Source organism: Chryseobacterium sp. JUb7 (assembly GCF_024806495.1).
Taxonomy (GTDB): Bacteria; Bacteroidota; Bacteroidia; order Flavobacteriales; family Weeksellaceae; genus Chryseobacterium.
Genome location: NZ_JANUFF010000002.1, coordinates 588,010 through 603,042, shown reverse-complemented (window position 1 = coordinate 603,042; position 15,033 = coordinate 588,010). Strand labels below are relative to the sequence as shown.

General features: G+C 32.1%; 11 protein-coding genes. 8 read left to right on the top strand and 3 right to left on the bottom strand.

Going from position 1 to position 15,033, the window contains the following annotated elements; translation table 11 throughout:
* Positions 1 to 6 precede the first annotated feature (6 nt).
* From M2373_RS06315 to M2373_RS06285, 7 genes are all read left to right on the top strand, one after another.
* Positions 7 to 1,548, top strand: coding sequence for a DUF4270 domain-containing protein (locus tag M2373_RS06315; RefSeq protein WP_259108723.1), 1,542 nt, complete (start codon positions 7 to 9; stop codon positions 1,546 to 1,548).
* A gap of 26 nt (positions 1,549 to 1,574) precedes the next feature.
* Positions 1,575 to 3,428, top strand: coding sequence for a glutamine--fructose-6-phosphate transaminase (isomerizing) (gene glmS, locus M2373_RS06310; RefSeq protein ID WP_259108721.1), 1,854 nt, complete (start codon positions 1,575 to 1,577; stop codon positions 3,426 to 3,428).
* 108 nt (positions 3,429 to 3,536) lie between these two features.
* Entirely contained in the window at positions 3,537 to 4,955 is a 1,419-nt protein-coding gene (gene gldK / locus M2373_RS06305; RefSeq protein WP_259108718.1) for a gliding motility lipoprotein GldK, read from the top strand.
* Between the two features lie 59 nt (positions 4,956 to 5,014).
* Complete coding sequence (gldL, locus tag M2373_RS06300) at positions 5,015 to 5,713, top strand: gliding motility protein GldL (RefSeq protein WP_259108716.1); 699 nt, start codon at positions 5,015 to 5,017, stop codon at positions 5,711 to 5,713.
* A gap of 55 nt (positions 5,714 to 5,768) precedes the next feature.
* Entirely contained in the window at positions 5,769 to 7,361 is a 1,593-nt protein-coding gene (locus M2373_RS06295; RefSeq protein WP_259108714.1) for a GldM family protein, read from the top strand.
* 7 nt (positions 7,362 to 7,368) lie between these two features.
* Positions 7,369 to 8,307, top strand: coding sequence for a gliding motility protein GldN (gene gldN / locus M2373_RS06290; protein ID WP_259108712.1), 939 nt, complete (start codon positions 7,369 to 7,371; stop codon positions 8,305 to 8,307).
* 54 nt (positions 8,308 to 8,361) lie between these two features.
* On the top strand, positions 8,362 to 9,396 hold the full coding sequence (locus tag M2373_RS06285; RefSeq protein ID WP_259108710.1) for an FAD-binding oxidoreductase: 1,035 nt from the start codon (positions 8,362 to 8,364) through the stop codon (positions 9,394 to 9,396).
* 400 nt (positions 9,397 to 9,796) lie between these two features.
* On the opposite strand, the gene M2373_RS06280 is transcribed toward M2373_RS06285, so the two are convergent.
* The 3 genes from M2373_RS06280 to M2373_RS06270 form a co-directional block, all read right to left on the bottom strand.
* Positions 9,797 to 11,212, bottom strand: coding sequence for a tetratricopeptide repeat protein (locus M2373_RS06280; RefSeq protein ID WP_259108708.1), 1,416 nt, complete (start codon positions 11,210 to 11,212; stop codon positions 9,797 to 9,799).
* A 705-nt stretch (positions 11,213 to 11,917) separates the two neighbouring features.
* Positions 11,918 to 12,268: a helix-turn-helix domain-containing protein gene (locus tag M2373_RS06275; protein WP_259108706.1), complete on the bottom strand. Its 351-nt coding sequence runs from the start codon at positions 12,266 to 12,268 to the stop codon at positions 11,918 to 11,920.
* 19 nt (positions 12,269 to 12,287) lie between these two features.
* Entirely contained in the window at positions 12,288 to 12,752 is a 465-nt protein-coding gene (locus tag M2373_RS06270) for a transposase (protein WP_259108704.1), read from the bottom strand.
* A 504-nt stretch (positions 12,753 to 13,256) separates the two neighbouring features.
* On the opposite strand from M2373_RS06270, the gene M2373_RS06265 reads away from it, so the two are divergent.
* A complete protein-coding gene (locus tag M2373_RS06265) occupies positions 13,257 to 14,981 on the top strand; it encodes a hypothetical protein (RefSeq protein ID WP_259108702.1) in 1,725 nt (574 codons plus the stop codon).
* Positions 14,982 to 15,033: the final 52 nt, after the last annotated feature.

The window sequence follows — 15,033 nt, the reverse complement described above, 5'->3', positions numbered from 1 at the left end:
TTTTTAATGACTTATACAATTAAAAGGACATTCGCTATACTTTTTTTAGCGATTTTTGGAAGTGCATTACTGTATAATTGCGAACCTGATCCGGATACTTTAGGAGAACAGCTGCATTTAGACGATGCTGCGCAGGGTAATGAAAAATCCTTTAGTGTGATTGCTTTTAATATTGACAATCATGACAGTATCAGAAGTGATGCTTCTAAATTGACAAGTGCCGTACTGGGAGCTTTTAAAGAAGGGCAGTTTGGTATGCAGAGAGCTTCTTATCTTACACAATTAAGATTATCAACATACAACCCTGATTTTGGAACGAATGCTCAGGTAGACTCAGTGGTTTTAGTAATAAAGCCTACTTACGCTTCCGACTCTCTGACAACAACTACAGATGAAAATTATGTGTATCCTGATGGGAATGTTGATGCTAAAAAAGTAGTCAATACTTATCCTGTTAATAAATATGGTAGAGCCAAAAAACAAATGACTCTTCAGGTTCATGAGGTTCTTGACTTCTTAAACAGTCCTTCTGATAGTGTAAAGTCTAATAAAACTTATGCTGTTAACCCAACACCGCTTGCTTCTAAAGTATTTGACGGAAAGGTAAATACAGTCACAATCACTAAAGATTCTGATGCATCTTCGTTATTTGCAACAACTACTCCTGCCATCAGACTTCAATTAACTCCTTCGGTTTTCCAATCGAAAATTATAGCGATGAAAGGAAAGCCTGAACTTCAGGATGCTTCAAACTTCATCAGACATTTCAGAGGATTAAGAATTTCTGTTTTGGAAGATGATGGATATTTAATGCAGATCAGTCCTAATGATATGGAATTGATCATGTATTATAAATCGGATAAAACGGAGAACGGTACGACAACAAGACCACAAACTACTTATACATTTGCGTTAGGTTCTGCGAACGCACACATTGGTCAATACGAATATGACAGAACGGGATCTGCAGTAGCTTCAGCCTCTATAGGAAATAAAGTGACTGGAGATGAAAAGCTTTATACACAAGGTATGGGTGGAAACTCAATCGGTATTAAGATTCCTTCTACTACAGTTGACAGTCTTAAAAATTTATATCAAAATAATAAAGCTGCGATTATTAGTGCAAAAGTGAGAATTTATACAGACAAAAATGATTGGAATAAAAATACTTATGCAAAACCAACGGCATTTACTATTATTCAAAAGGATAAAGTAGATGGAGTAACAAAATCGACTTTCACAACAGACCTTACGGAGATAGCCGGTTCAAATAACTTTGCCATTTACAGAGCATTTAAATTGGACGAAGAACAGGCTTATTATGAGTTTACGGTTACAAAATCCGTGAAGGACCTTGTAGAAGCAGGAAAGAGCAATGCTGATAAATATTTTAAAATAGATCTTGGAAGCTTCCTGACAACAACGACAGGAACTTTAGCAGGATTCCAATATACATCCAGAGCATATATAAGAGATAGAGCTGTGTTTATTGGAAATGATGGAACTAACAAAAAAGTCAGCCTTAGAGTTATCTACGGGACAAAGTAAAAAAATTAAAAACACTTGATTAAATTATGTGCGGAATTGTAGGATATACAGGATTTCAGGACGCTTACGATATAGTTATTAATGGTCTTAGAAGATTAGAATACAGAGGCTACGACAGTGCCGGTATTGTTTTGGAAACAGAAAATAATAAATTGGAAGTTGAAAAAACAAAAGGGAAAGTAGATGATCTTGTTAATATCTCTAAACAACTAAAAGGTATAGCAAAAATAGGGATGGGGCACACGCGTTGGGCAACTCACGGAGTACCAAGTGATAGAAATTCTCACCCGCATTTATCAAATAACGGAAAAATAGCACTTGTTCATAATGGTATCATCGAAAATTATGATACCATAAAAACAATGCTTACAGAAAAAGGTTTCAGCTTTAAATCTGAAACTGATACCGAGGTATTGGTAAATCTTGTTCAGTATTTTATGGATTTAAATACCGAAATGGATTTCCCTACAGCAGTCAGATACGCCCTTAACGAAGTTTACGGAGCTTATGCAATTACTGTAATGCATGAAGATTATCCGGGAGTATTGGTAGTGGGAAGATTAGGCTCTCCATTGGCAATCGGTATCGGAGAAAAGGAATATTTTATTGCTTCTGATGCTTCTCCGTTTGTGGAGTTTACAAAAGAAGCCATTTATCTTGAAGAAGGTCATATGGCTACCATTTCATTGGAAAATGGAGTAGACATCAGAACAATCAATGATAATTCTAAAATAGAAGCTGAAATTCAGGAGCTTAAGTTGAGTTTAGAACAGATTGAGAAAGGTGGATATGAGCATTTTATGCTTAAGGAAATTTTTGAACAGCCAAAATCTGTACACGATACCATGAGAGGTAGACTGATTGTAGATGAGGGTGTTATTAAAATGGCCGGAATCTGGGATCATATCGAGAAATTCAAAAACGCAAACAGAATCATTATTATTGCTTGTGGAACTTCATGGCATGCCGGTCTTATCGGTGAATATCTTATCGAGGAGTACGCAAGAATTCCTGTAGAAGTAGAATATGCTTCAGAATTCAGATACAGAAACCCGATTATTACAGATAAAGATGTTGTGATTGCTATTTCTCAATCGGGAGAAACTGCAGATACGATGGCTGCTTTAAAATTAGCAAAAGAGAAAGGAGCATTTATATATGGTATCTGTAATGTGGTGGATTCTTCTATTGCAAGAATTACCGATGCAGGTTCATATACGCACGCCGGTCCTGAAATTGGTGTAGCGTCTACAAAAGCGTTTACAGCGCAGCTTACTATTCTTACTTTAATTGCTTTTAAATTAGGTAAACATAATGGTAACTTAGGAAATGCTGAATTTATGAGCTTAATTGCTGAGCTTGATGCTATTCCTAAGAAAATTGAAGATGTGTTAAATTCTACTCACGAATTGACTCAAAGCATCGCAAAAGACTTTATCAGTGCTACCAATTTCCTTTATTTAGGAAGAGGATACAATTATCCTGCAGCATTGGAAGGTGCTTTAAAATTAAAAGAAATCTCTTATATTCATGCTGAAGGATATCCGGCTGCAGAAATGAAGCACGGACCTATCGCTTTAATTGATGAAAATATGCCAATCGTAATTATTGCTCCTAAAAAAGGACATTATGATAAGATTGTAAGCAATGTTCAGGAAATTAAAGCCAGAAAAGGGAAAATTATTGCTGTTGTAAATAAAGGAGACAAACAGGTAAGCGCAATGGCAGATTATGTTATTGAGATTCCTGAGACTTCGGAATGTTTCTCACCAATCGTCGCGTCAGTGCCTTTACAGCTGCTAGCATACTATATTGCAGTGTATAGAGGAGCTAATGTAGATCAGCCGAGAAACCTTGCAAAGTCGGTAACGGTGGAATAATTATTTGTTGGAAATAAAATAAATTTAGATTTCTTCCGTTATTTCAAAAAAAATCTTAAAAGTTTCTTAAAAAAATTATATATTTACGGCTTAATTATAAAAATTAACATGAAAAGGATATTTCTTTTATTATTGTCTGCGTCAGTAGCATCGGTATCTTGTTCAGGTGGGGGATCTTCTTCAGTAGGGAAACCCGGAACAAAAGGAGAGTTGATACCAAGAGAAAAAACTAAATCATTTGTTGCAGAAAGACCATACGGAATGGTTGCAATCCCTGCAGGATCATTTGTTGCAGGTTTAGCAGATCAGGACCCTACAAATACCCCTGAGAAAGCAGCTTTGAAAACAGTTACTGTTTCCGCATTCTTCATGGATGAAGCAGAAACTACTAATGCAGAGTACAGAGTATTCATTAATTATGTAAGAGATTCTATCGCTAGAACTTTACTTGCTGAAGCTGCCGGTGAAGGGGGCGAAGGTAAAGGAAGAGGGACAAACATAGGAGATTATGCATACCTGGCTCAAAAAGAAGAAAATTTAACACCATATCAAGAATATTTAGAAGGACAAGGAGGTAGAGAAGATGACGGATACGATGCAACCAAGAAATTGGATTGGAAAGTTCCTTTGCACTGGTCTACATCTAAATATCCTGATGTAGAATACGCAGAAGTGTTAGAATCTATGTATTTACCAGCTTCTTCAAGAGTATCTAATGAAAGAATTCTTGATGTTAGTAAATTGAAATATACGTACAGATGGGGAGATATGGATGCTGCGCTTGCTGAGAAAGAAAGAGGTGTAAACTACCTTAGAAGTTCTAGTATTGCTATTTATCCTGATACAACTGTTTGGGTTAAAGATTTCCACTTCGCTTATAATGAGCCATTATTTGAGCAATATTTCTGGCACAAGGCTTATAAAGATTATCCTGTTGTAGGAGTTACTTGGGATCAGGCAAGAGCTTACTGTAACTTCAGATCAAAATTGAAATCTGACTACAACGAAAGTTTAAAAAGAAAAAAACAAAGACCATTAGTGTTCCGTTTACCTACAGAATTTGAGTGGGAGTACGCTGCAAAAGGAGGTATGCAAAATGCTACTTACCCTTGGGGAGGTCCTTACTTGATGGATGACAGAGGTTGCTACCTTGCAAACTTTAAACCAAAGAGAGGTAACTACATGGAAGACGAGAAAAAAGGTACTTATACATATGCAGCTCCAGTAAAGAAATTTAAGAAAAATGGATTTGGGTTATATGACATGGCTGGAAACGTTTCTGAATGGACTGTATCCGATTATAACAACTCTTCATACGGATTCTCATCTACTCTAAACCCTACTACTAAAGGGCAGACGGATACAAGAAAATCTGTAAGAGGTGGTTCTTGGAAAGATGTAGGATATATGTTGATGACTGGTTCTAGAGATTGGGAAAGAAAAGATTCAGCTAGAAGTTATATTGGATTCAGAACTGTACAGGATATTCCTGAAGCAGCTGTTAAACCAAGGAGAGTTAACAGATAATCTTCGCACAACTATTTTTCAATAACAATTTTATTTAACATTAAAAAAAACTAACTTATATGTTTAAGACTAAAGATGCTTGGATGAATTTCTTCTATTCATTCGGTGCTGCAATTGTAATTCTTGGAGCTTGGCTTAAAATTACTCACATTACTTTGGGGCCTATTAATGGTAACATAGCTCTTACTGTGGGACTTATTACTGAAGCAATTATCTTCATCATCTTCGCATTTGACCCTCCAAAATCTGAAGAGTCTTATGCTTGGGAAAATGTTTATCCTGAATTATTAGATAAGCATGCTAACCCAAATCCTTTACATTCTAATGTATCTTCTAGAAATAATAATGCTGCTGCTCAATTTGCTGAATTAGAGAATTCTCTTTCAACTAAATTAGACAAAATGCTTGAAGACGCTAAGTTAGACGTTCAATTATTCGAAAGATTAAGAACAGGTATCGATAAATTTTCAAATTCTGTTGATCAGATCAATCAAACAGTAGATGTTTCTGCTTCTACTCATAAATATAATGATCAGCTTAATAAGGCTGCAACTCACATGGAAAGCATGAATGCTTTATATGCAATGCAGTTGGAAAGCGGTAAAAAACAATCAGAATTTGCTAACAAATACGTAGCAGATATGCAAAAATCTGCTGAACAATCAGAAAAATTCAATCAAGAGTTACAAGGTCTAACATCTAACTTAAATAACTTAAACAGAGTTTATGGTGGTATGTTAACTGCGATGAAATCTTAATTTCCTGACCCATTTTCTAAATTTAACTACTTAATCAAAAAAACAAAGAAAAAGAATGGCAGCAGGAAAACAGACCCCTCGTCAGAAGATGATCAACCTAATGTATCTGGTGTTCATCGCTATGATGGCCCTAAACATTGATGCAGAAATCATCAGATCATATTATGATTCTACCAAAGCTCTTAATGAAACAAGAACTTTAACTGAAAAGAAAAACGAAAAGATTTTCGAGAAAACCCTTGAAGCAAAAGCACAGCAGGTACCAGATACTTATGCTCAGCCTTGGGAACAGTATAAAGTTTTGAGAGATAAGATCAACAGCCTGGTAGATCATGCTCAAAAAATTAAAGACCAATTAAAAAAGAAATCAGAATTTCACGATAAAGATCCTAAAACAGGAAAAGATATCGATGTAAGTGAAAATTTTGCCGCATTAAATAATAATGAAGCAACTACTGAATACTTCTTTAAAGAAGGAGATGAAAATAGCCCTTCGAAAGGTGCTAATGATTTAAAAGCTAAAATTGATGATGTAAGAAATTATATCAACAGTACTTTTGGTAATAATCCTCAGTTAAAAGATTTAGTGGAAAGAGCTAATAAATCTTTAATTGCTGAATATCCAAAAGGAAAATCTCCAAATGAGAAAACTTGGTTCCAGAATAAATTCTACCATCAGCCGCTAATTGCAGCGATTTCGAATTTAGAAATTATTCAAAATGATGCAAGAAACGTACAATCTGATGCACTAGCTTTAATGCTTCAGGAAAAAGTAGATGCTAGTATCAAGTTCTCAAGCTATGAAGCTATTGTTTCTGCTCCGGTAGATGTAGTAGCTGGAAAACCGGCTGAAGCAGTTATTATGTTAGGAAACTATTCTAACAGTAATAAAATTGTAATGTCAGGAGTTAGCAGACAGGAAAACGGAAAAGGATATGCTTCACTTAATACTGGTGGAATTGGTCCTCATACTTTAAGTGGTAATATTACATTAACTGATGCGACAGGTAAAGCACAAAGCTTCCCTTTCACTCATACTTATAATGTTATTGCTGGTCCGCAAGAAGTAAAACTTCAAAAAGGTTTATTACTTTCTGCTGATAAGATGAACGTAATGTATAGAAATCTTGATAACCCGGTTACAGGTTCTATCTTAGGTGCTGATAATGCTAAACTTTCATTATCTGCTCCGGGAGCTGTTGTTAAGAGTACAGGTCCAGGTAAATGGGATGTAAAACCAGGTGCAGGAAATATCTTAAAGATTACTTTATCAGGAACAGATCCTTATGGTAAAGCTTTATCTCAGGTATTTGAATACAGAATTAAAAATGTACCACCGCCGCAAGGTCAGATCAGAGGGAAAAATATGTTGACAATGCCTGCAACTTCAGTTGAAAACCAGTCATTATCAGCTACAATTCCAGACTTTGACTTCCCAGTATCTTTCAATGTAACATCGTTCATGGTTAGAGTTCCGGGTAGAGCAGCAATGCAGGTACAGGGTAATTCGTTACAAGGTGCTGCAGGTATGTTCAAAAATTTAAGACCTGGAGATGGTGTTTATATATTTGAAATTAAAGCGTCGGCTACTGGTTTAGGTACCCAACAAGTTGGAAATATATCACCTGTATTAATTAATATCCAATAAAAGTATTATGAAAAAATATATTAGCAGTTTTTTAGTTTTAGTTTCTGGTTTTATGTTTTCCCAGACTATCCTAAACGCTTCTTCTCCGGAAGAGTTTAGAAAAATGAGAGCTGAAAACAAAATGAAAGTTGGAGATACAGTCATTGACAAAAAAGTTAAGCCTTTAGAATATGGGTTTGTTGATGATAAAGATATCATGAAAAGTATGTTTGTTTGGGAAGTTATTGATATGAATGACAAGATCAATCAGCCATTCTATTACAATAACCCGGATGGATTATTAGCTACACAAACAGTATCTCTATACAAACTTCTATTAGATGGTGCTTTAAGCGGTCAGATCGCTGAAGTTTATGATGATGAAAATTTTGTTCAAAGACTTACTCCTCAACAAATTAAGGACAGATTGGTGAGTGTACGTGTTGATGACGAAGCTGTAAATATCTTAAACAGTGGACGTCAATTGACTGAACAGGAGAAGAAAGAGCTTACTGACGTTTATGAAACAACAACTGATAAAGTTAGAGTTTTAAAAGTGTTCGGTATGTGGTTTATCGATAAGAGAGACGGACAAATGAAGTACAGACCTTTGGGTATTGCTGCAATGGGTCCGGATCCTCAGATGATCGGTAGATTAGGTCCTGATGGGCAGCCGCTTGCTGGTGCTAATGATTTGATCGATCTTTTCTGGGTATATTATCCAAACGCAAGAGATATCTTAGCTAATAATTTTGTTTATAACAGAAAGAATACATCTGCTGATTTATCTTTTGATGACTTGATCAATGCAAGAAGATTTTCTTCTGTAATATTCAAATCTTCAACAGGTTTAGGTGATGGCGTTATTAAAGACTACATTCCTAGAGATGCTGATGACCAGATCGAAGAGAGCGACAGAATTAAAGCTCAAATCCTTCAAATGGAAAATGATATGTGGAATTACTAGATTTCACTTGATAATTATAGAAAACCTGAGTACTTTTACTCAGGTTTTTTTATTATGAAAAATGTAGATTATATTATAGTAGGAGATGGCTATGCAGCATTGTTTTTTGCCCATCAGTTGATTAAAAATAATAAGTCTTTTGTTCTGTTTTCGGAAGACAAAAAAAATGCTTCGCAGGTTTCTGCAGGAATTATAAATCCTGTTGTTCTTAAGAAATTCACAACATTCTGGAAGGCTCAGGAACAGATCGACTTTCTTAAAGATTCTTTGAAAGAAATTGAATCTTATACCGGAGAAAATTATTTAATAGAAGCTCCTATTCACAGAATTTTTCATGATGAAAATGAACAGAAGCTTTGGCTTAAAAAATCAGATAATAATGACCTTGTTCAATTTTTAGACAAAAAATTCGATCATTTAGAGGTAGTAAAAAATGATTTTAATTCGGGAAAGGTTAATCAGTCTGCCAGACTTAATGTAAGTGGATTTTTCATGGGTTTATTTAGTTTTCTAAAAAGAAATTCAAATTTTATTAATGAAAAATTCGATTATTCGAAAATTGATACTGAAAATTCCATATATAAAGATTTTAATTTTAAAAATATTATTTTCTGTGAAGGAATGGGAGTAAAAGAGAATCCTTTTTTTTCTGACATTGAAGTAAATGCTAATAAAGGTCATCATATTAAAGTAAAGCTTTCTAAAGACCTTCCTCAAAATATTACGATTAAAAAGAAACACTTTTTATTTCCTACCAATAATGGACTTTATTTTTATGGCGGAACCTATGACAGGGAACAGCTTCATCATAATATAGATGATTATGCGGTAGATCAACTGGTTAAAGGCTTATCAGAGTTTTATCCTTATTATTTTGAAGTAAAAGAAGTCAATTTCGGTTTCAGACCTACCGTAAAAGATAGAAGACCTATTATTGGAAGACATTCTGAGTATGTTAATTTGTATGTATTTAACGGTTTAGGGGCAAGAGGTATCTTAAATGGCTGCTATTTTTCAAAAAGCTTATTTGATTTTATTGAAATTAATATTCCTTTGCACGAAGAAATTTCATCGAATAGATTTAAATAAAAAATAAAATAGGAAGCAAATACCTGCAAATAGATTGGGATGAGTCTCTATAAACAGCATATTTACATTCCTATTTTCCACTTCACTCTAATTTTAAATTGTAAATTATTAATAATTAGAAAAAATGAGTATAATTGTATTACACTCATTATTTAAATCCTTATTCGGGAACAAATTTGTGTTTTACTAACTTGAGAATGATGGTACAAATATAGACTCATTCCTTTGAAAATTTATTACTACAATACTACTCGGATAATTTAATTGTTTGAATTTTAATTATTTAAAATATTGTTGAAGTGTTTTTTAAGTACCTATATTTATTTTTATAGTAAAAAATTTGAAAAGAAAACATAAAAAAACCTTTAAGAACTTAAAGGTTTTTTTTAATTAACAGATATTAAAGGTCCATCATCCACTTATTGAGATCAATATCTGATGAGAGATCTAATTTTTTTCGTAATCTATATTTTCTCGATTCTATCGTACGTACCGATATATTTTTATACTGAGCAATTGTTTTTGTAGAAAGATTTAATCTTAAAAATGCTGAAAACTTAATATCATTTGCCGTTAAATTCGGATATCTGGAGGTGAGTGTTTCATAAAATTCCGGATAAACTTCTTTAAAACGGGTAAGAAAAAACGGATCGTTTGTCATGGCTAATTTTGATAATTCCTCAAAGGCTTCATTTAGCTTACTTTTCAATTCATCAGTCTCATGCAATGTTTCACTGATGATTTCTTCAGTTTCTTTTTGCTTTTTGATGTATTTTCTTACAATATAGGCTACGATAATGACAGATGCAATGATGATAGCAGATATAGCAATGAAATATTTTATTCTTTCATTTTTTTCCTTTTCATTTTCCTGCTTAATAATTTTATCGATAGGAATACTTAATGCTTCTCTTTCAGCAGCATCTATGCTGTCTTTTATGTCTGAATATTTTTCAAGATATTCGTTTTTTTTCTCAACATTATTGAGATGCTTATAGGTGTCAGAAATTACTTTATAAGCACTTTTAATATCTGTTTTTCGGGATAACTGTTCTGATATTTCGAGAGATTGCTGATAATAGCTTAATGCTTTTTCATATTCCTGTTTTTCTGTATATAATTTTCCAAAAGTAAATAAGGTAATTGATTTTTGATAGAGACTGAAGTCTCCGGCTAAATTAGCAGCCTTATTCAGATAATACTCAGCGGTATCTAATTTTTTATTTTTAAGATGTTTTTCTGCGATATAAACGAATGTTAAAGGCTGTGCTGTAAGCTCAAGACGTTTTCTTTGGTAAAAATTCAAGGAATCAGTATTTCTCAACTCTTCAAAATTTCCTATTTTCCAGGTGTAATAAAAATACAGTAATCTTTCTCTTTCTTTTCTCTCTGAAATTTGCTTGGCAAAAATAATAGACCAGTCAAGGTTGTTGTTGGATTGTTCAAGAAGTCCTAATGAAGCATAGTTTCGTCCATACTCACCGTAGAGTTTTGCGCACAAAGTGAAGTTTTTTATTTTCCTGAGATTATTTTCTGCATCTTCCAGATATTTCAGACTTTGTTTATATTCATGAAGAAACCATGAAAGGCCTCCAAGATTGATTTGAGCGGCAATTATTCCTTCTTTATTATCACTTTTTTTATATTGCTGAAGCGCGTTTTCATTTAATGAAATACTTTTGGCTATATTTCCTTCTATTCTGTATTTATCGGTTAAACTATCAAGTTTTTTAATGGAATATGTTTGTGCATAGAATGGCACAATAAATAGGAACAATATTGCATATACTATTTGCCTGAAATAATTATTTAACATATTTATGTATTTAAATGCAAAATTAGATGATAAGATTATTATTATGATTAACTAAGTATTTTAATAATATCATTATGTATTTATTCTTAATATAAACAATTGGTCTTTAAGCTTAAAGTATTAGTTATTAATGTGTTAAAAATGACGGTAATTTTCATTGCTTTCACTTATTTAAATTTTTAATCCTCATTGTTTTGAATAATATAAAGTTAATTAATAAAATGATTGTTTTATTTATTCATATTTGAAAATTATTTAAAATTTTTTAAATTAACTAATCCACAACACCTTTTATAAAACAAAAGTTTCTACAAAATGTAGAAACTAAAGATAAATCAACTTTATCATTGATTTAAACACACATATTTAAAACTGAAAAAAATCTTTTTTAAAGAGGACACAAGCTGCTAACAGTTTAGTTTGTTAAAGTTAGCAGACTTGCGGATCCTGCTTCTTTTTACTTAATATTATGAAGGTGTATTTTCTTTGACTTAAAAGGGGAGGCAAATAACCAGTTAAAGATTGGGATGAGCTCTAAAAACCGGATTATTTGCACTTCCTCTTCACTTAATAACAATACTATATGAACTCATGATTTTGGTGTAATATTTAATTTAAAAATGAATTTTGGCACCCCACTTTTGGTTAATATAAAGAAACTTCTTGCACATTTGTATTTTTAGATCATGTGTAGGTGCCATAAATTCAATAGCTTGTAGAAGAGTAACTCCAGTGTTTAAAATGTTTTTTCCATTTGGCCACTGTATTTCTGCTAAGCTTAAAATGATTAGCCAATTGGGTATTGTTCAAATCATTTTTTTCTTGGTATTCTAAAATTTCTTTAATAGACTGTTCGTCATACGATCGATGCTGCTGATCAAAAGTATTGGTCTCCCGATCTTTCATTCCAAAGATGATATTATTTAGTTTTATGACATCTAGTATGGAGACTTCTTCTTTTTTTAAAATGGTCTCACAGGCAATTTTTTTATTGGGATGCTTCCTGTTGATGATGTCACAATAGATTTGCTTATAGTTTGGGCTAGACTTTTCCATATTTTGTTGATTTTGTGTATTATTTATTCAGTGTTTTTAGTTTTGTTTTATTATTTTCATGTTTGCGGTATTTTACAGTCCATCTGTGAAGTGTTGTTTTGGGAATCCCATATTTATCAACTACCTGGTTAATATTTTTCTCTCCGGTTTGTATAAGTTCTACAATGAAGTCAATCACTTCTTTTGTGTAAATATTTTTTCTAAACTGTGGTAATGAAGTATTTTTTTCCTTTTGATTGGTGTAAACATTACTTTGTGGCGAAAAAAGAATGAGATGCTGAGAGTATATTCTGAAGAAATCATATTCTAAAAGTTTACTCCATTTTAAAAGGATATCGGTATCTATATTTTTCTGCTCATACATGTATTCAATCTCTACTTCTGTACAACTGAAAAAATTACAGATTCTAGAGATGTCAATATCGGATTCTAAAACTCTTTGCTTTATTAAAGCTCCTGCATTTATATTTTTAAAAGTCTTCATAACAATTTTTTTGAGATTAGATTAATTTATTCCTTATCGCGAATTGTTAAACAAATCTAGGCGACTGATCTAAATAATAACCAATTCAGAGTGTTAATTGACGTTAATGATATGTATTAATTTATGTGTTAATCGTTAATTTTTAATTTTTTAAATAGTTGGTTGTTAGGTTTTTAATTTTTTTATTGTGTTAATTTATTATACTGCTTAATCAATTGCTTAACTTAAGTTGCTTATGATGTATTATTCACTGCGAAATATTAAACATTGATGTATTGTTTCGGAATAAAATACTTCCAAGTGCTTATTTTGGATATTTTTTTATAAAATTTTCACTTTTGAAGGCTTCATTTTTCGTATTTCCCTGAGAATATATTTAACTAAAAGTTTTTTTTTATAGATGTTAAATAAGTGCTTTTTGATTTTTAATTTATGTTTATAGTTAAACAGCCAATTAATCAACCTGAATCGTGAAACAGGAGTGTTATTTTTCTAAATTACAAGATGTTTCGTACTTTAATCTACATCTTTATTGCTTTAAGCTCTATTTATTCTTGTCATGCTAAAAATGATAATGAATATTTTTATGGAATTGACAAAGAGATTACTCCAATTAATCATAATAAAGAGAAACTAAAATCTTTATACCGCCGGGAGTTCGACAAATACAAAAAAACACACGAGCTTAAATATCTGTTAAGCAGTAAATATGTTGAAAACTCTTTGTACTCTGATGATAAGTTGAAAAAGATATCTATTATCTATGAAATGCTCAGAATTAATGATGATGAATATACATATATTACGGTTGCATGTAATTTTTTTCTGGGTCTGGAACTTGAAACGACATCTCCGAAACTAAGCCTTCAGTTTTTAAATGAGGCTATAAAAATAGAAGAAAAAGAACCTACGAATATGTTTTTACCTCATATATATCATATGAAGGGCAGATGGTATTTAAATCACGGTAATTATTCAGTGGCTAAGCAATATTTCAATAGAGCATTACAGAGTTTTAAAAAAGAAGATAAGTTATATATCGCATCCATGCACAATAACTTCGGGTTGTGTGATTTTAATATGGGGGATATTGATCGGGCAATAGAGGAAACCCGCTATGGCATTAAAATTTTAGAAAGCGTAAAAAATTTAACTGAAGAAGAGTTGTTTTTTTTATATGATATGAAAGGCAATCTGGGTGATTATTATGTATCTAAAAAAAACTTTCCGGATGCTGAAAGATATTTGAATATAGAAATTGAGTTTTATAAAACCAGAGATAAATATTCTCTGAACGTCATTCAGAATCTATCAACCCTTATTAATTTATATAGAATTTGGGGCAATAAGAAAATGGAGGATGAAAAAGAAAAAGAAATAATACATACTATCCTTGCAATTTATCCTAAACTGAATATTACGACCCAAAAGATCATGGCTTGTGCCATATTACAGAAATATTATTCTAAAACGAATGATTTGGAAAACCTTAAAAAATATTCTAATGAACTTTTAATTTTAAACAAAAAACGGAATAAGGAAATTATTAAAGATTTAGATAATGTTTCTGATATCTTAAATGGATATATTATTAAAAATATCAATCAGGAATATGATTATCAGATTGAATACCAGAGAAGAAAGAGTATATTTTTAATTGTTCTGGTAATGGTTCTCGTGGTCATTTTTGCCAGAGCCCTATTAAACATCAGAAAAAAGAATCGTGAAGAAAAATACAAACTGGAAACCCAAAATATCATTCTTGAAAATAATAAAGAAGATCTTGAAAAAAATATCGAGATGCATAGAGGTAAGATTGAAAACCTGCATCTGAATCTCAATCTGAAGATGGAAACCGAAAAAGCATTTCTTGAACATTTGAAAAAAATTAAAAAATCAAAAAATATTGATGCCGAAGAAACAGTTAAAGATCTCTTTTTTAAAATTAATAACTTACTCCAGATCGATGAGAAAAATCATAACTTAATGAATGAGAGTAGTGTAGAGAATGATAAATTCATGAAAAAGCTTTCCGGAATGTTTTCCGGTCTTACGGAACATGAAGTCAAATTATGTGTTTATTTTAGGTTAAACCTGAGTTCAAAAGAGATTTCTTTACTGGAGAATATTACGCCCGGAAGTGTCAGGGTTTATAAAACAAAAGTGAAATCTAAAATGAAGCTAAGCAGAGAAGAAGATCTTTCTGTTTTTTTAAATTCAATAAAATAATAATTCCATTACAGATTGTCACGAAATTTCTTATCTTCAACAATGATTTGAA